This window comes from Vibrio sp. 1CM23M (genome assembly GCF_023161755.1).
GTDB lineage: Bacteria > Pseudomonadota > Gammaproteobacteria > Enterobacterales > Vibrionaceae > Vibrio > Vibrio coralliirubri.
Map to the genome: position 1 here is coordinate 1,245,429 of NZ_JALNTR010000001.1, position 16,731 is coordinate 1,262,159.

Genomic DNA, 16,731 nt, shown 5'->3' on the forward strand with positions numbered 1-16,731 from the left:
CGATAACAAGAGTAAGGTCGCCATTATGTTCAACATGGACTTTTCAAAGAGACTGGTTATAGAAACCGAGACATTAGATTGGATCGCGAGCCCTGCCAAAGGGGTTTGGCGTAAGCCGCTTGAAAGAGAAGAGAAAGAATCGGGTCACACGACTAGCGTGGTGAAGTACGATCCTGAATCTTCGTTTTCTGAGCACCCACACCCACAAGGCGAAGAAATCTTCGTGTTAGACGGTGTGTTCTCTGATGAAACGGGAGATTTCCCTGCCGGCACTTATATCCGTAATCCCCCGGGCAGTGCGCATTCTCCATCAAGCAAAAATGGCTGCACGATCTTGGTGAAGCTCAACCAGTTTGATGCGAGAGACTTAACGCAAGTTCGCATTAATACGCTAGAAACGGAATGGCTACCGGGGATTGGCGGTTTGCAAGTGATGCCACTGCATGAGTTCGAACACGAGCATGTTGCGTTAGTGAAGTGGCCGGTTGGCGAACGTTTTCAGCCACATCGTCACTTTGGCGGTGAAGAGATATTTGTACTTTCTGGCACCTTTAAAGACGAACATGGTGAGTATCCAAAACACACATGGATGCGCAGCCCTCACATGAGTGAGCATTTCCCTTATGTGGAAGAAGAAACCGTCATCCTGGTGAAAACAGGGCATCTGCCATTTGATTAAATGAATGCTCAGTAAAAGATGAGAAAGCCGCATTGTTTTGAACAAGCGGCTTTTTTAGTTTTTTATATGAGCTGACTAGTAAGCGACACCAATACGTTGGCGTGGGAATTTGCCAGCTTCGAGTTCATCAATCATCGCAATAGCGTAATCGTTAACGGATATTTTGCTGTTGCCGTCTTGGTCGGTGAGCAATTGGTCGCCACCGGTACGGTAGGTTGATAGTTTCTCGCCCGGGAAGATTTCTGCTGCTGGGCTAATGAACGTCCAGTTAACCTTGCTGTTAGACTGTTTGAACACTTCAAGCGCTTCACCTTGTGCTAGCGCTTCGTTTTTATGCTCTGCTGGAAAGGCCGGAACGGTAACCAACGGTACGTTTGGCGCTACTTCCAATGAACCCGCACCACCTACCCAAAGTAGACGTTCGATACCAATGCTTGGCAGTGTATCAAGCAGTTTAGTTGCTGTACTTTTTACGATGTCGTGATTGCCTAGAGCACGTCCGCCAATCGAAGCAATAACCGCATCAACGCCTGAGAAAGCAGTCGTTAGACTGACTGCTTCATCTTGTAAATCAAATGAACGAACCTCAACATCGCTGATCTCTACACGGCTTGCATTTCTTACAACAGCAACAACTTCGTGTCCGCGAGCTTTAGCTTCTTGAGCGATGTGACTACCAATCCAACCTGATGCACCTAATACTGCAATTTTCATAATGTCTCTCCAATTATCTAATTTATTGAGTCTGTTTCTCGACAGCCATTGCAGTCTAATAGCTCACTATATTGTGATAAATATCGTAAAATGATGTAGATTGTATCTATATAGCTATCTAATAGGCTTGGTTCAGTGGATAAGGAAAAGTGTAATGGATAGATTGACGGCGATGCGTAGCTTTGTTGAAGTCGCAAATTGTGCCAGCTTCACTCAAGCTGCTGAGCATTTGGACATGAGTCGGTTGCAGGTTTCACGGCATGTTCAAGAGATCGAAGGGTGGTTAAAACAAAGGCTTCTGCACAGAACGACTCGTAAGGTAAGTTTGACGACAGCAGGGGAGATTGCGCTACAACGTTGCGAAAAAATACTCCATGAAACGGCGGAGCTAGAAGTCACTGCACTTAATCAAACCGATGCTCTTTCCGGAACCATTCGAATAGCAGCCCCAATTGGCTTGACTCAACATATGCTGTTGAGTGTGGTTGAGCAGTTCACAGAGCTTCACCCCAATATCACGGTAGAACTTTTTGCTTCTGACCGTTTTGCTCAGCTGGTGGATGACAGAATCGATATTGCGCTGCGTTATACCGATCAACCTGACGATAGCTTGATTGCTCGTAAGCTAATGGAAATTGATTCGGTGGTGTGTGCATCGCAAGCTTATTTGGATAAACATGGTGAACCTAAAACAGTCGAAGAGCTTCGACAACACAATTGCTTTCGCCATTTGAGTGTCTCTAAGTGGGATTTCGTGAAGGATAATCAGCATTATTCTGTTGAGGTGTCTGGCACTATCAAAGCCAATGATGTTGGAGTATTAACCCGCGCTGCACAGCATGGTAAAGGGGTTGTTCGATTGCCTTGTGATTTAGCCAATCCTTTGATTACAGATGGCAAATTGAAACGAATTTTGGATGATTTTGTTTCACCGAGTAGTGTGCTTTGGGCGGTGTATTTGTCTCGTAGTTATCAGCTGCCTGTAGTTCGTCAGTTCATAGATTTTGCTGCGGAGGTTTGGTCTAGCGATATCAAGTCCGGCGATGTTTGAAACTTCATAGGCAATGATACATAGCGATAGAATTTTAAAAGCTCATAAATACAAAAATCCGATATCAATGGTGATATCGGATTTGAACTCAATAATTCAGAGTTCCAGCACGCTCTCCTCTCACGAAGTCTTTACATGTAATGATGTACGGATAATCGGGTATTTATCACCTTTTCGTTTACGTCTGGTAAAGGCTGATACAAGTTTCTAGTAATGTCGGATAATACTTGGTCGTAAACTTGCGATACCACAGTAGATATATCACTGGTTAATTCGTACATGCTATCTGCTGGTTGGGTCGCTTCAGTGCTTGATGCGATTTCGGTGAGTGCATGCATCGCACGTGTGCAAATGGGTGACCCACTGCTGATCGGGCAGATAATCGATAATTGGTTAAGTTTACGGTGTGTCTGAGATGCGTAGAATTTGAATCTCGCATACTCCTCAGGCTTCTCCATATCAGGTATGCACATGCGTAACTTGGTCAGGATTTCCATGCAGTCTAAGATCTGTTGCCAATTCATGTGATACTCACGGCTCATGTCTTCTCGCTCAGACTGAATCAGCCAGATGATCATCACTTCATCCATCAAGAACATGCTATGGCGAATTGTTTTGCCATGAATCGATTGGTTACGCACCAAGCTGCGGTTTTGCCAGTCACTGTGCATGGCAATGAGCTTAAGGTGATAGATGCGATACATAGGGCGACTATCGAACGAGACATGAGATTGAAGCAGCTCAGATACCTCAAGTATGTTGTCGTAAATCTCGTTCACTTTACGAATCGACTCACTAGATAATCGATAAGCCAGAGCGTAATGCGTTGCCGCGCGATGTTTGCGTGATAACAACAATAATTCTCTAAGCAGAACTAAGGTTTCAAACCTGTGTGATAGCGCTGTTTGTCTCTTCCTTGAGAAATGAAACAGGGCCGCAAGTACTAATAGGGATAAACCCACTGAAATAACTACAAACATATTCAACTCCTAATATTTGTATACCTACTTAGTGGTAGTGCAGACACCGTGCCAAAATGAATAAGTGTTATATTTCAGTTGCTTATGGTTTCTCTGTAATTATGAATGATCAATGATGGTGCATGACTTCACCATTCGAGTGAATGCTTCTCATGTTTTGCAGGATTTTTTGAGAGGTTAGTCGTCGGTGGGGAGATGGATCTTAGATTTCAGTGTAGGAAATGAAGAAGGCCTCACCCTTTATATACTTTTAACTAGAAAAAGCAGTAAGAGTGAGGCCTTTCAATATTCATTTCTGAGCTTCGTTAGCTTAAGTGCTAAGTGCTAAGTGCTAAGTGCTAAGTGTTTAGCATTGCGGACTAAACTAAACGTTACGCAAGCTTAAGGTCGAACTCAGTGCGGTACATCACCATATCTTCAATGGTCAGTACTGGCATGTTGTGCATTTTACCGAAAGCAACGATCTCTGGCGCTTTTGCCATCGTGCCATCTGGGTTGGTTACTTCACACAGTACACCGGCAGATTGAAGACCAGCCATTTGCATAAGATCCACTGTACCTTCTGTGTGGCCGCGACGAGCAAGTACACCACCTTTACGAGCACGCAATGGGAATACGTGGCCAGGGCGAGCAAGGTCAGTAGGCTTAGCTGTTGGATTTGCAGCTGTCTTGATCGTTGTTACACGGTCAGCGGCAGAAACACCTGTTGTTACGCCAACTTTTGCTTCGATAGTGACGGTAAACGCAGTTTGGTTTGCGCTGTTGTTATCAACAACCATAGGTGGAAGTTCAAGTTGGTTTGCTTGCTCGTCGGTTAGACATAGGCACACAATGCCACTGCATTCGCGGATCATAAGCGCCATTTGAGCATTGGTTAGGTGTTCTACTGAGTAGATGATGTCGCCTTCGTTCTCACGATCTTCATCGTCAAGTAGAAGTACGCCACGACCTTCGCGCAGAGCTTGCAGTGCGTTTTCAACGCGAGTGATTGGTTCGCCAAATTCGGCAAGTAGTGAAGACTGATTCATGGTTAAACTCCTAAAATATCACCAGAATCAGGGCTGTATGAGGGATCTCAACCGAGCACAACAAAGCCTACTCATTACAAGTCGACTTTAGCTCATTATGGTTTTATCCAAAACGAAATGCACCCGTCTGAGTTGGAGGCATCAACCCAATAGATAGGTGCGCCTTTCCAACTTAAACGAGTGTGTTTCCATTCTCTCTCATCCGGACTATAACCGTCGGCTCTGGCATCTCACCAGATCTGCTGACCTCGACGAATCGAGCGCTCGCGGGCTTATCTTTAGATTTTGCTAAGGACATACCGCCGGTGGGGAATTTCGCCCCGCCCTGAGAATAAAAATTAATAATTTGTTTTGCTTTGAAAGCAGACCAGATGGTAATCCTTTCGATAGTGGATTTAAAGGACTGACAGCAAAGTTTTTCAGATTCTGGCCTTATAATCCGGTAAGTGTTCACTTTATCGGCAGACCTTAACGTGTGGTGTTTAGTCGGGCGCAGGCTATGTTTAGTGGGTTTTGATGTCTATATGTACACAAGTGGATGGTCTGGATTATTGGTGATGGCGTGACAGTTCATCAGCTCAATACTTAAGAGGCCCTTTAATTGATTATTGTTACACCATGACGGCTTACTGACCGTTTTGACATAAAATTGATATTGGCGATGCTAAGCTGCGATAGCATCCGACCACTTTATCTCAAAGATCTTAGCCATGACTTCTCTGTTCTCTAACAAATCCAAAGGCTTATTACTGCTCGTTTTAAGCTTGTATTCTCTAGTGCCTTTTTTGATCTTTGGATCTGACTTCGACCTTGGAAGCGCGGTTCTGCCTTTCTACGGTGCTTTTATGACGTTCGTGACTTACTCGGCGGGTAATCAAGGGTTTTTGGTCACGCTCGCTGTTTTGTCTTTAGTCTTGCTCACAATGAAGTTTTCTAAAGCTAAGTTAGTCAGCCTTTGTTTGCAACTCGGCCTGCTGTTGGTGCTCAGCTTTGCAGCGAAGACCTTCTTAAAGCATTCAACAGAGAGCCCGCGTCCTTATTCTGAGTATTTGGTAACGCAGGAAGTGATTGAAATGCCAGAGCTATTTTATGAGCTGCCTTTGGTAGAAAAAAATGCCGCGATTGAATCTGTGCAAGATAAGGTCAGCGAGTGGCGAACGCGTCATTGGCTTGGCGAAACGGACTACTCTTTCCCATCTGGACACATGATCTTTGTCGGTGTGTGTTTGGCATTCTTTGGTGGATTGTTCCTAGAGGCGAAACGCTTTTATCTAGTCGGCGGTTTGTTGGTTTGGGCTGGTGGTGTCGCCTATAGCCGTGTTTGGCTTGGCATGCATCGACCTGAAGACTTGGCGGCGTCTATCGCCTTTGCGGGTTTAATTTATTTATTGGTGCCACTGATTCCAACGCAAAAGATAGAACCTTTATTGCCTAAATTTTTAAGAGTCACCTAAGCTTTTAAGAGAGGCTTAAGGTTTTAAGAGCGGCCTAAGCTCTTAAGACGAGCATAATTCTATATTTAACAAGCAGAGATTCTGGTTACTGATTGAGCCCGAGTTCTGCTTGTTTCTTTTTGGTTAAACCTAAGGACACAATTCGGTGTGACTCCGTGAGGTAGTATTTCAGCTCCTCATCCCTTTCTGATGTGCTCTCAAAAAGCTGAATCCATTTCATGCCACGCGAAGCAAAGTAGGGGGCGGGTTTATAGCCCGGCTCTTCTTTGAGAAAGTCGAAATTCTGATCAGACGCCTTGAAGATAAAAGCAGGCTCATCTTTCGGTCCCCAACCACCAATCGCAAACACCTTGCCACCCACTTTCCAAACGTGAGAGTTATTCCACTGCATTACATAACTGGTTGCAGGCAGTGACTCGCAGAATGCATTGAATTCGTCGTAAGTCATAGAACGTCCTTTTATCTATTGGGTGTTTCATCTGTGGTTTTTAAGATGCCTTTCTTCTTCTCGTTTTATCGCTAATAACTAGCCAGCTAAACCCTGCCAGATTGCCGTAAAGCCACTGATAGAACATAGCAGTAATGAACCAATGCGTATCTTCTCTTTAGGGATGCTTTGTGTCGTCATCAATGCCACTTTGTAACCCAACCAAGCTGCAGGCAGCAAAGGGATGGTGATGATCAAATGGTGCATGGTGAAGAAGCCAATCGGGATCTGTACCAGTAACGAGATGATCGAACTAAACACGAAAAACGCAGAAAGGTTACCACGAAGCTGATTGGCATCTTGGTGTTGGAGTAGCAGTGCCATCGGCGGCCCACCAATACCCGAACTGGTGCCAAAGAACCCAGAAAAGAACCCCGCAATACCCATCTTAGTTGGGGTTGGTTCGAGTCTAAAGGGTAGCAGGCTAACAATCACGGCAAATACCACCAATAAGCCTAACCACAGTGATAATACGCTCGTAGAAACCATCACAAGTAAAGCCCCGCCAGCCAGTGAGCCCGGAATACGGCCTAACAGTGCGATTTTTAATCCTCCGATAGAGATGTTTGCTCGATGTTTAAACGCGTTGAATACAGAAATGAACAAACCAACGAGACAGATAGGCGCGGGTACATAGTCAGGTGAGACCAAGAACAACAACGGGGCAGCCACAATAGCCAAGCCAAAGCCGATTGCGGTTTGTACAAACGAGCCGACAAAAATGAGTGCCATCGCGATAAGAGCGGTCTGATCTAGGTATTCCATAAGCCTGCGGATTAGTTTTAAAGGAGCGGGTGGATACTATAAATGAAAACCAAAAGAATAGTCTTATTATTCAGTGAGCTTTATGCCAGTTTCGCTAGTTATAATTTCTATTATAACGACCAACAAAAAAGCGAGTGAGTATCTCAGGATGCTTCCTTTCAATACTCACTCGCTTTATTGGAACGACTTGTTGTTTACGCTAGTGGGGGAGTCAGCATAAAACGTTAAGCCATTGCCAATTTCAGTCGCTCAATGGGTTTGTCATTGATTGGTAAATGGATAAGTGCTGCTGCAAACGCCAGTACTACCGTTGACCACCAGATTGGCTCGTAAGAACCGTAGTAATCGTAAATACGACCACCTACCCAAGCGCCTAAAAAGCTACCTACTTGGTGAGTAAAGAACACCAAGCCGTACAACGTTGATAGGTAACGGGCACCGAAGATCTGACGAACTAAGCCAGACGTTAGCGGAACCGTACCCAACCAACAGAATCCAATGGCCGCACCGAAGATAGCCGCGGTTGATTCAGTCACAGGTAGAGTAACAAACGCACCGATAACCACAGTACGCACTAAGTACAGTGCAGACATAACGTGGCGCTTGCTGAACTTGTCGCCCATTACACCCCAGAAGTAAGACCCGAAGATGTTGAAGATGCCAACGTAAGCCAGTGCCATCGCCGCGCTGCTAGCGGGTAGGTCTTTGTCTGCTAAATAGCTCGGTAAGTGTGTTGCGATAAACATTACGTGGAAACCGCACACGAAGAAGCCCACGTGAATCAACCAGTAACCTTTGTGAGCAAACGCTTCAGACAGTGCTTCTTTGAGTGTTTGGTTCTCTTCAGCTTGCGCTTGTTTGTTTGAGGCTGCTTTAGGCGCTCGCATGAACAGCGCAAAAGAGATCATCAAACAACACAGTACGCCAAACACTTGCATCGCACTTTGCCAATCAAACTCGTTTAGCATGTATTGTGCGCCCGGAATCACAGCGAACATACCAAATGAACCTGCAGCCGTGGTTAATCCAAACGCTTTAGCCGCGTGTTCTGCTGGCACAACTTTCGCCACTGCGCCAAGCACGATCACATAACTTGTCGCACTTAAGCCAAGGCCAACGAGTGCACCCAATGAAACGTAAAGCATGCTCGATTCGGTAGAAATTGAGGTAAGAAGTAAACCCAAACCGTAAGCACATGCACCCGCGATAATGATGCGTCTTGCTCCCCATTTGTCAGCTGCCATACCAACAAAAGGTTGGAACACGCCGAACAATAGGTTTTGTAGCGCAATCGCAAAGCTGAAAAACTCGCGACCTGTACCGAAATGTTCTGAAATTGGCATCATGAAAATGCCGAATGATTGTCTGATCCCTAGACTGATAATAAGTGTGCCTATCCCTAGCCATACCAGTAAAGGAAAACGGAAAATGCTCATTCTAATACTCTTAAATTAATGGTGATGATGTGAGTGGTCTTGCGCTGACATGTGTTGGTCAGTCATCTCATGGTGATGTTCGTGCCCAGAATGCTCATGCGCTGACTGCTGGTGGCAGCCACTACTCACGGCATGCTGAGCCAAGAGATCAATCAATGGCTGACTGTGATGCACAATAACCAAACTAATGACGAGAAATAGCGTCATTCTGGCCAGTTGGGCAAAAAGAGATTGTGAAAACATACGGTGTTGACATGCGCTCAATGTTGTAAGAAGTCGCGCATCATAGTGATGAGTAGGTTATGTATCAAATGACCATTTGTGATGTAGTCTATGCGTTTTGTGCATAGATTATCGCTTGATTGGAATTGGGACAAAACGCGCTCAATAAATAAGAAAACTTGAAGCTCGTTAGTTAATAGAGATAAGTATCTAATTAAGAATGAAAGTCTAAATTCAGGCTTATAACTAGCTGTTTAATTTAAGGTTTCACAAAGCTGTAAAAACTAATATACAAACTAATCACTAAGCAACATTGCTCGTTCACTCGACTTATCTGTCAAACATCGTAATTTGGGCATAAATCGTTTCAAAACTACTGAAACGCGATGTTAAAAGATTCAGGGAGAGTCATTCACATGGATAAAGATCATAACCTTCGCGAAAACTTACTGGCACTGATCTTAGGTAGCGCACTGGTTTCACTCGGCGTTATCTTTTTCAACCAAGTCGGTTTGCTCACCGGAGGCACGGCTGGTCTAGCGATCTTCATTACCAAAGTAACAGATTTGAGCTTTGGCCAAGTATTCTTCGCACTTAACTTACCTTTCTATATTTTGTCGGTTGCTCGTATGGGCTGGCGCTTCACCATCAATACGTTTATCGCTGTTTCAATTGTTTCGTTCGCTGTGGATCACTTGTATCACGTGATTCAAATTGCCGAAATTCATGCATTGTATGCAGCTTTACTTGGTGGTGGCTTGATTGGTACCGGCATGTTGGTGATTTTCCGTCACAAGATGAGCTTAGGTGGCTTCAACATTCTGGCGTTGTTCTTACAAGAACGTTTTGGAATTCGAGCAGGTAAGGTTCAGATGGCATTAGATTGCACGATTGTTGTGCTTTCTCTGTTCATTGTTGATGTGTCATTGGTTCTTCTGTCTGTGCTTGGTGCGATAGTCACCAACTTGATTCTAGCAATGAACCATAAACCGGGGCGCTATCAACCTGTGGTAAAAGCGGAAGCAGCATAGTTCGGTTCGATCAAGCACTCGATTCGCAGATTATGAAAACAACAAAGCCAGCATCAACTGCTGGCTTTGTTCTATTGAAATAACGGATTCGATGTAACGATTAACACTTGCCGCAGCTGGCGTTCGGCTTAAGCTCGCAATCAATCACATTGCCTTGTTGATCAAGGGACAAGTTACAACACTCTTCAAACAGGTTCTTAAGATCAGCACGGCTTTTTTGCACGCGAGATTTTGCCGTTGAGTAACTGACATTCTGCGCTTCTGCGATCTCTTTCTGGCTTTGACCTTTGATGTCCACCGCAAGCAGTAGCGATGAACTTTGTTCTGGCAGTGCTTGAATAAAAGGTTCAATACACAATGAGAGCTTCTGCTTAAATTCAGAGTCGTGGTCTAAATCGGTAAACCACAGATCTTCAGCATCAATTTGGCTATCTCGTTGTTGGCGTGCATGCTTACGGTAGAAGTCGATAATGGTGTTGTTGGCTAACTGGAACAGCCAAGCCTTAACACTGCTCGCATCTTGTACCTTATCTAAGTTCTGATAGGTCTTAATCAAGATATCTTGGAGCAAGTCGTCTACATCCGCAGAATTGTTGACCTTTGAATGCAGGAATGACTTTAATGCTTGCTGATACTCGGCCCAGACTTGTTCGAGCTTCAAAGGTGCCTTATTCAAAGGTGCCTTATTCAAAGGTGCCCCGTTCAAAGGTGCCCCGTTCAAAGGTGCCCCGTTCAAAGGTGCATTAGTTGCACTGTTCATTTACGCAACACTCGTCTTGTAAGAAATCAATCACACCTTCTAGGCATTCATACTCCGCCACGCAGAATAGAGTTCTTCCTTCTCGTCTTTGGCTGATTAGGCCCGCAGACGCCAAGCTGGATATGTGGTGAGACAAGGTAGAACCGGGAATGCCTAGCTCTTCTTGTAGGCCGCCAACTGCAATGCCTTGGTAGCCAGCTTTAACGACACTCTTATAAATGGTTAGGCGAATAGGGTGCCCCAACTCTTTAAGTGCTTTCGCAACGACTTCTAAGTTCATATTAACTCCTCAAGATTTAATTTCGATGTTATTCGAAATGTATGTCGAATTCAAATTTAAAAACGGTGTCTGTATAAGTCATTGAAAAACTGTGTTTTCGAAAATCATTTCGATTTTTATCGAAATAAAGCTTGATCTGGAGCTGTTTATTTCTATAATTCGAGAATATTCGAAATTAAGGGTTGGTTACTTTTCTCATAGAGCCCGACCTTCAATCCAGTTTGGAGTTAATTATGAGCAATGAAATGTTAACAATGCTAAAAGACGCACTTGATATGTTCGCTTTCTTAGCAGTAGAGCTAATTATCCTTTTCTTAGCGATCAGCTACATTGTTGGGATTCTTCAAGAGTTCCTTACACCAGAAAAGATTCAATCTATCCTGAGCTCACGTAATGGTAAGGGCTATGTGGTTGCAGCACTATTGGGCGCAATTACACCTTTCTGTTCATGTTCGACCATTCCTTTCCTAAAAGGATTGCTGCGTGCAAGAGCGGGTTTCGGTCCAATGATGGTGTTCCTATTCGGTAGCCCACTATTGAACCCGGTGATCATTGGTTTGTTTGTGATTACATTCGGTTGGCAAGTCGCGGTGTTCTACTTCCTTGTAGCAATGACGGTGTCTGTAGTAGCTGGTTACGCACTTGAGAAGCTTGGCTTTGAGCGTTACGTAAAACCTGAAGCGTATGAATCAACAGGTTCAGCTTCAAGCTGTGGCACTAGCTGTGGTGACTCTGCTCCTAAGAAAGCAGCACCGGCTAAAGCAGAATCTTCATGTGGTACAAGTGCATGTGGCGAACCTGCACCCGTAATGGCGAAAGAGACATCTTGCTGCGATTCTAAAAAAGAAGAGCCACAAGTAACGGTTTCATGCTGTTCAGCGGATGGAAGCGCAACAGCTGAAATCGTAGAGAAGAAAGAACCTAGCCGTTGGATGAGAATTTGGTTCTCAACTTGGAAAGACTTTAAACAAGTTTTCCCTTACCTAATGATGGGTATCGCGATTGGTTCATTCATCTACGGCTTCATTCCTACAGACCTAATTGCACAGTACGCTGGTGAAGGTATGTGGTATGCAATTCCAGTAGCAGCCGTGATTGGTATTCCACTGTACATTCGTGCTGAAGCGGTAATCCCACTAAGTGCAGCTCTAGTACAGAAAGGCATGGCGTTGGGTTCAGTAATGGCATTGATTATTGGTAGTGCAGGTGCAAGTTTGACGGAAGTTATCCTGCTTAAATCAATCTTCAAGAACCAAATGATTGCGGCATTCCTATTCGTTATCCTAAGCATGGCGATGGGTGCCGGCTTCCTATACAGCTTCATCTTTGGTTAATCAGGCTTGATTCTGAGATAACACCATCGATACCAAGAGATAGATAATAAAAAGAGCTCACTTAGTTGAGCTCTTTTTTTGTTTGGGTTGTCCCGTCCTGAAATGAGTTTAACAAACCATACGTATCAGACTGGGTTTGGTATTGCCGCGGAAGTACCGTGTGCTGCGAAAGCATTAGTCGCCAACACATCGCAGTGGTGACGATTAATTGCATCGCCATAATTGTTAGTGATTCCGGGGAACTGAAAGCGATACATTGGAATACCATAGCGGCGTTCTCTCTGCTGACCGATTCGGTCTTTGCTTGTCCAAAGTAGTCTGTTTTTCGCGGTATAAGTCATGCCGTGCATTTTATTGAAGTATTCTTCGTGACTGCGCATCTGCTCGTATAACTCGATGATGCGTTGTCGGGAGAAGTTTAATGTCGTACTCGCTTTGAGTTGCGTTCCCCAACCAGTTAATACCTTTTCCATGAAATCTCGTGTGACAAGGCCGGGGCCTGTAAGTAATCCTGCACCTTTGCTTCCGCCAGACGTATTGGCATTACCGACCAAAGTGCCGTGTCGACCAGGCATGTAGGTTGTGTAGTATTTAGTTGAAGGGGACAAGCGGGGCATTCTTGCTTTAAAAGCGAGTGAGCGTTCGTCTTCTGCGAAAACGCACACAATCTGTTTAACGTTTTTACCTAGTGATTTGTAATCCTTGAATGCGTTCATCCCTCCGGGTACGGGATCACACGCAAAGATGTTTACTGGGATGTGGCTAAGTTCTGGATCTTTGAGCATACGGTTCGCCAATTCAAAGCAACTGACACCACCGCGGCTCCAGCCAACAATGTTCACTTGGCTGATCGGTTTGCTTTGGCGCTCGATCGCTATGTTTTGTTGACGAGCGGCAATACCGTGTTTTAGATCTGCGGCTAATTCTTGCGAATCTTTCAACCAATCTTGATATTTCTGGTTGGTTGCAAAAGGCCAAGCCGATTTGTCAGGGCGAGATTCACTGAGCAGTCCTTTCGCTCGCTTCATATAGTCATTCTTATCTTGTTGGTTTCCACGCAAGATATTCACAACATGGCGCATATTGCTATCAATGCCTTTGCCCTGCAGTGTTCCTCTCACTGCTGAGTAGGTGTCATCTTTGCCTTGTTTCAACCATTCGTTCTGATTGCCGCTACCAACCCCATCCACTTGAATGTAGTCAATCATGTCTCTGCCCGTTGCATTCTTTGCTAACGTCGAAATCAATTCGCCAGACACATAGTTTTTGTGATTGTTGTCTTCTGAGTTGGATCCTGTTCCGCAGAAGAATACGGTAAAAATTGACATACATTCCCTTAAATTAATTCACCGGATTTATCGGAAGTATAACTGTCGAATCAAAAGGTTGGAGAGAAATGTCTATTTATTCGCAAAGGTCAGACCAACAGGCAGTAGAAATGGAACGAAGCGCAAGTTTTATAAATTAGTTGTTTGGTCGTATCTATTGGACTCTTGAGCTCGGTTATACCCGTCAAGAAAGATCAATCGAAGTGTCACAATACTCAACGCTATTTTGTCTAGTATCAAACAGCAGGCTGATTTTGCTCTAGTACCGAAATCTGAAGCCTACACTTTGTATAGATACTTGCTGTTCAGGGGCAACGTTTGAATTGCGGGTAATTTATAACAGATCGCTTACGAGCTTAGATTGAAGTTTATAGGAGGGAGTATGTTCGCAATACATAGGGAATATGAGTTACAGAATCAGCAACATTTTCATGCCCACATTCAAGTAAAGCCAACCGGAAATTTAGAGTTTGAGATTTTAGAGTCTCATGAACATCATGATACCGACTTTAATCACTTGTCTTTTGAAGCCGAAAAAGGGAAGACTAAAGTGCTTGGACGAGATGAAAGTGGTCAACAGACAGATTGGCAACTTTTATTGGCAGAGGAAGATGCAAAAGAGCTTAATCATCTGGTGGTTTTGGTGTCTGAGCAGTATGAGACGTTAATGCGAGACCTGATGTGACGAGGCAAGTTTGCAATAAGTTGAGCAAAGCAAATATCGGTAACCCAAAAATCAAAAGCCCGGCTAATAACCGGGCTTTGCTAATTATGGCTGTGTCTCATCGGGCTAGAAACCGCGAATGTCTAGCTCATTATTGATCAACACAACACACTGAGAAGCAAACAGCATGTTCGGGCCTAAGCTGATCTTTTCTGTCCCTAAGCGCTTTAAGCTGTTGTAGCTTTTCTTCGGCATAGGGATGTGGTCAGTCAGAAGGAAACATGGGTTTTCAGCAATCTCCGCATCACGGATAAAGTCACCTTTCTTATCCATCATGTATAGCTGGTGGTCTTCAGCCAGTTCTTTCACTAATTTTTCAAAGCTCATAGTGCGAACGACGATCCCCGGTTCAACCTGACGAGTCTGCTCTTTGGTCATACCTTGAGAAGCATCAACCGCTCTCACTACCGCTGATAACAATGCCGATTCATGAAAGCCGCCAATGTTGGTGATCTCATTTGAATCGAAAGTGATCGTACGTGAGAAGTCTTTAGTACTTTCTAATACAAGGTGCACGGTGACATTCTCACGATGAGATTGAGCAACGAAGATCGTGTTCATAAGAGTATGAGCCAGAATCTCAGTATGAGCGTCTTGCCCAACACCTTCTAAGATAAGTTTGCTCTCTGTAGGGGCTGCGCGAGCGCGTAATACAAATGAACGCATGGAATGTACCTTGTCAGTATGTGATAAAGCGAAACGGACTTTATCAACATGAATTGATGAATAACCAAAATTGTGGCGGTATGTAACTCTTTTCTATTAATGAAGTCAAATGGAGTTGCACTTAGCACCAACCCGCGAACTTTGAGTATTAAATAGAGAGTGACCACATTACAAGACGGTAAGGGTTGAAGCGACCCAATGTTTACATAGATAGTATGCGCAAAGTTATAAAGTGACTTACATAAGGAAGCTGTCGGTGAAGTTACAGAAGATTAATAAAGAAGAATATAGAAAGAAGATGAACCTGTTGTTGGTCTCGTTAGTTGGGTCACTTGCATTGTTTGCCATTGTATTTGGCAGCATTCTGATCGAATTGTTTGGCTCGGCGACTTCAATTACTGGTGAATCGGCAGGGAACTTTCATTTGAACGTACTTGGGGTGATTTTATCTGTCGCTTTGAATGCGTTTATCGCAAGCCGAGTGAAAGGGCATGAGTATTTCAAAGAAGCGCTTTATGTTTGGAACCTCAAACAAATCCACAATCAAATCTATCGTAAACTCAAGCGCATTCAGCCAAAAGCGGAACAAGGCGACCGAGATGCGCTGACCATTCTTTACTTCTATTACACTACGCAAAAACAGGTATACGACCTAGACAACAATACTTTGACGATAAAAACGGTTCAGCAGTCGCTAGATAACATCGTAGAGCTGAGTGATAAATGGAGTATTGAACTAGATATAGAGGCATTTTCGAAAGATTTAATCGCGAAATTTTAAGTGATATGCCTGTAATTGTATGAGCTTTGACCTGTGAAAGAGGCTTTTGACGTAAAAGTAGACACTTAAGCAACTTTTTTGAATTTTTATCAAAAAAGGGGTTGCCATGTTTTCGATGATCTCTATAATGCCGCCTCACTGACACGGCAGACGCCACAAGGCTTCAGCGGTAATCAGTAAGACGGAAAGTTCGAAACAAATTAATTTAAAAAAGTGTTTGACACTTAAGATTAAATCGCTAGAATTCACGTCCGCTTTCAAGGGTTTCTTTGTAAAAAGAAAGTTTTGATAAGCAAAGCTCTTTAACAATTTAAACCTATCAATCTGTGTGGGCACTCGTTGATGAATATCAAAACGTTTTATCGTTAGATAAAACAGATTCTTCGGAATCAAAATTGATTTCAATGAACTGAGTGACCAATACGTTTAACTACTTGTAGTTATTCGGCACAGTCAATTCATTACCATTCTGTTGGAATGGTAATAGCTTTAAAATTACATAGTAGTTTTGAAGTCAGTATTCGTTGAGTCACAAAATCTTAAATTGAAGAGTTTGATCATGGCTCAGATTGAACGCTGGCGGCAGGCCTAACACATGCAAGTCGAGCGGAAACGACACTAACAATCCTTCGGGTGCGTTAATGGGCGTCGAGCGGCGGACGGGTGAGTAATGCCTAGGAAATTGCCTTGATGTGGGGGATAACCATTGGAAACGATGGCTAATACCGCATAATGCCTACGGGCCAAAGAGGGGGACCTTCGGGCCTCTCGCGTCAAGATATGCCTAGGTGGGATTAGCTAGTTGGTGAGGTAATGGCTCACCAAGGCGACGATCCCTAGCTGGTCTGAGAGGATGATCAGCCACACTGGAACTGAGACACGGTCCAGACTCCTACGGGAGGCAGCAGTGGGGAATATTGCACAATGGGCGAAAGCCTGATGCAGCCATGCCGCGTGTATGAAGAAGGCCTTCGGGTTGTAAAGTACTTTCAGTTGTGAGGAAGGGGGTAG

At 44.2% G+C, this 16,731-nt stretch carries 18 protein-coding genes, 1 rRNA gene and 1 riboswitch; of the genes, 9 read left to right on the top strand and 10 right to left on the bottom strand.

Annotated elements, in window-relative coordinates; translation table 11 throughout:
- Positions 1 to 25: 25 nt before the first annotated feature.
- Positions 26 to 679: a cupin domain-containing protein gene (locus MSG35_RS05315; protein WP_248383200.1), complete on the top strand. Its 654-nt coding sequence runs from the start codon at positions 26 to 28 to the stop codon at positions 677 to 679.
- A 75-nt stretch (positions 680 to 754) separates the two neighbouring features.
- Here MSG35_RS05315 and MSG35_RS05320 read toward each other — a convergent pair whose 3' ends face one another.
- Positions 755 to 1,393 carry an NAD(P)-dependent oxidoreductase gene (locus MSG35_RS05320; protein WP_248383202.1) on the bottom strand — a complete coding sequence of 213 codons (639 nt, stop codon included), beginning with the start codon at positions 1,391 to 1,393 and terminating at the stop codon, positions 755 to 757.
- A 154-nt stretch (positions 1,394 to 1,547) separates the two neighbouring features.
- Here MSG35_RS05320 and MSG35_RS05325 point away from each other — a divergent pair, with 154 nt between their 5' ends.
- A complete protein-coding gene (locus tag MSG35_RS05325) occupies positions 1,548 to 2,444 on the top strand; it encodes a LysR family transcriptional regulator (protein WP_248383203.1) in 897 nt (298 codons plus the stop codon).
- Between the two features lie 131 nt (positions 2,445 to 2,575).
- On the opposite strand, the gene MSG35_RS05330 is transcribed toward MSG35_RS05325, so the two are convergent.
- Together MSG35_RS05330 and ribB are read right to left on the bottom strand one after the other, a co-directional pair.
- Positions 2,576 to 3,424, bottom strand: a complete 849-nt coding sequence (locus tag MSG35_RS05330; protein WP_248383204.1) for a hypothetical protein — start codon at positions 3,422 to 3,424, stop codon at positions 2,576 to 2,578.
- 371 nt (positions 3,425 to 3,795) lie between these two features.
- On the bottom strand, positions 3,796 to 4,452 hold the full coding sequence (gene ribB, locus MSG35_RS05335; RefSeq protein WP_004733029.1) for a 3,4-dihydroxy-2-butanone-4-phosphate synthase: 657 nt from the start codon (positions 4,450 to 4,452) through the stop codon (positions 3,796 to 3,798).
- A gap of 186 nt (positions 4,453 to 4,638) precedes the next feature.
- A riboswitch (FMN riboswitch) is annotated at positions 4,639 to 4,789 on the bottom strand.
- A 373-nt stretch (positions 4,790 to 5,162) separates the two neighbouring features.
- On the opposite strand from ribB, the gene MSG35_RS05340 reads away from it, so the two are divergent.
- Entirely contained in the window at positions 5,163 to 5,906 is a 744-nt protein-coding gene (locus tag MSG35_RS05340) for a phosphatase PAP2 family protein (protein WP_248383205.1), read from the top strand.
- Positions 5,907 to 5,991: 85 nt separating this feature from the next.
- On the opposite strand, the gene MSG35_RS05345 is transcribed toward MSG35_RS05340, so the two are convergent.
- From MSG35_RS05345 to MSG35_RS05355, 3 genes are all read right to left on the bottom strand, one after another.
- Positions 5,992 to 6,354 carry an MmcQ/YjbR family DNA-binding protein gene (locus MSG35_RS05345; protein WP_050632426.1) on the bottom strand — a complete coding sequence of 121 codons (363 nt, stop codon included), beginning with the start codon at positions 6,352 to 6,354 and terminating at the stop codon, positions 5,992 to 5,994.
- A gap of 78 nt (positions 6,355 to 6,432) precedes the next feature.
- Positions 6,433 to 7,158, bottom strand: a complete 726-nt coding sequence (locus tag MSG35_RS05350; RefSeq protein ID WP_248383207.1) for a sulfite exporter TauE/SafE family protein — start codon at positions 7,156 to 7,158, stop codon at positions 6,433 to 6,435.
- A 224-nt stretch (positions 7,159 to 7,382) separates the two neighbouring features.
- A complete protein-coding gene (locus MSG35_RS05355) occupies positions 7,383 to 8,594 on the bottom strand; it encodes an MFS transporter (RefSeq protein ID WP_248383209.1) in 1,212 nt (403 codons plus the stop codon).
- Between the two features lie 29 nt (positions 8,595 to 8,623).
- Here MSG35_RS05355 and MSG35_RS24085 point away from each other — a divergent pair, with 29 nt between their 5' ends.
- Both MSG35_RS24085 and MSG35_RS05365 read left to right on the top strand, forming a co-directional pair.
- On the top strand, positions 8,624 to 8,773 hold the full coding sequence (locus MSG35_RS24085; protein ID WP_348983474.1) for a hypothetical protein: 150 nt from the start codon (positions 8,624 to 8,626) through the stop codon (positions 8,771 to 8,773).
- 459 nt (positions 8,774 to 9,232) lie between these two features.
- On the top strand, positions 9,233 to 9,847 hold the full coding sequence (locus tag MSG35_RS05365) for a YitT family protein (protein ID WP_017065874.1): 615 nt from the start codon (positions 9,233 to 9,235) through the stop codon (positions 9,845 to 9,847).
- A gap of 100 nt (positions 9,848 to 9,947) precedes the next feature.
- Here the strand turns inward: MSG35_RS05365 and sigZ are convergent, their stop codons facing one another.
- Positions 9,948 to 10,607: an RNA polymerase sigma factor SigZ gene (sigZ, locus tag MSG35_RS05370; protein WP_248383211.1), complete on the bottom strand. Its 660-nt coding sequence runs from the start codon at positions 10,605 to 10,607 to the stop codon at positions 9,948 to 9,950.
- Positions 10,591 to 10,887 carry a metalloregulator ArsR/SmtB family transcription factor gene (locus MSG35_RS05375; RefSeq protein ID WP_004733042.1) on the bottom strand — a complete coding sequence of 99 codons (297 nt, stop codon included), beginning with the start codon at positions 10,885 to 10,887 and terminating at the stop codon, positions 10,591 to 10,593. Before MSG35_RS05375 ends, sigZ begins: the two co-directional genes overlap by 17 nt.
- 233 nt (positions 10,888 to 11,120) lie before the next feature.
- Between MSG35_RS05375 and MSG35_RS05380 the strand changes: the two genes are divergently transcribed.
- On the top strand, positions 11,121 to 12,221 hold the full coding sequence (locus tag MSG35_RS05380; protein ID WP_048613118.1) for a permease: 1,101 nt from the start codon (positions 11,121 to 11,123) through the stop codon (positions 12,219 to 12,221).
- Positions 12,222 to 12,346: 125 nt separating this feature from the next.
- On the opposite strand, the gene MSG35_RS05385 is transcribed toward MSG35_RS05380, so the two are convergent.
- Complete coding sequence (locus MSG35_RS05385; RefSeq protein WP_248383213.1) at positions 12,347 to 13,549, bottom strand: hypothetical protein; 1,203 nt, start codon at positions 13,547 to 13,549, stop codon at positions 12,347 to 12,349.
- 382 nt (positions 13,550 to 13,931) lie between these two features.
- On the opposite strand from MSG35_RS05385, the gene MSG35_RS05390 reads away from it, so the two are divergent.
- Positions 13,932 to 14,234 (top strand): hypothetical protein, encoded by a 303-nt coding sequence (locus MSG35_RS05390; RefSeq protein WP_076656387.1) that lies wholly within the window; start codon positions 13,932 to 13,934, stop codon positions 14,232 to 14,234.
- Positions 14,235 to 14,339: 105 nt separating this feature from the next.
- Here MSG35_RS05390 and trmY read toward each other — a convergent pair whose 3' ends face one another.
- Complete coding sequence (gene trmY / locus MSG35_RS05395; protein ID WP_017061702.1) at positions 14,340 to 14,939, bottom strand: tRNA (pseudouridine(54)-N(1))-methyltransferase TrmY; 600 nt, start codon at positions 14,937 to 14,939, stop codon at positions 14,340 to 14,342.
- 256 nt (positions 14,940 to 15,195) lie between these two features.
- Here trmY and MSG35_RS05400 point away from each other — a divergent pair, with 256 nt between their 5' ends.
- Together MSG35_RS05400 and MSG35_RS05405 are read left to right on the top strand one after the other, a co-directional pair.
- Positions 15,196 to 15,720 carry a DUF3087 family protein gene (locus tag MSG35_RS05400; protein WP_248383214.1) on the top strand — a complete coding sequence of 175 codons (525 nt, stop codon included), beginning with the start codon at positions 15,196 to 15,198 and terminating at the stop codon, positions 15,718 to 15,720.
- 541 nt (positions 15,721 to 16,261) lie between these two features.
- Positions 16,262 to 16,731, top strand: a 16S ribosomal RNA gene (locus MSG35_RS05405); the annotation flags it as partial.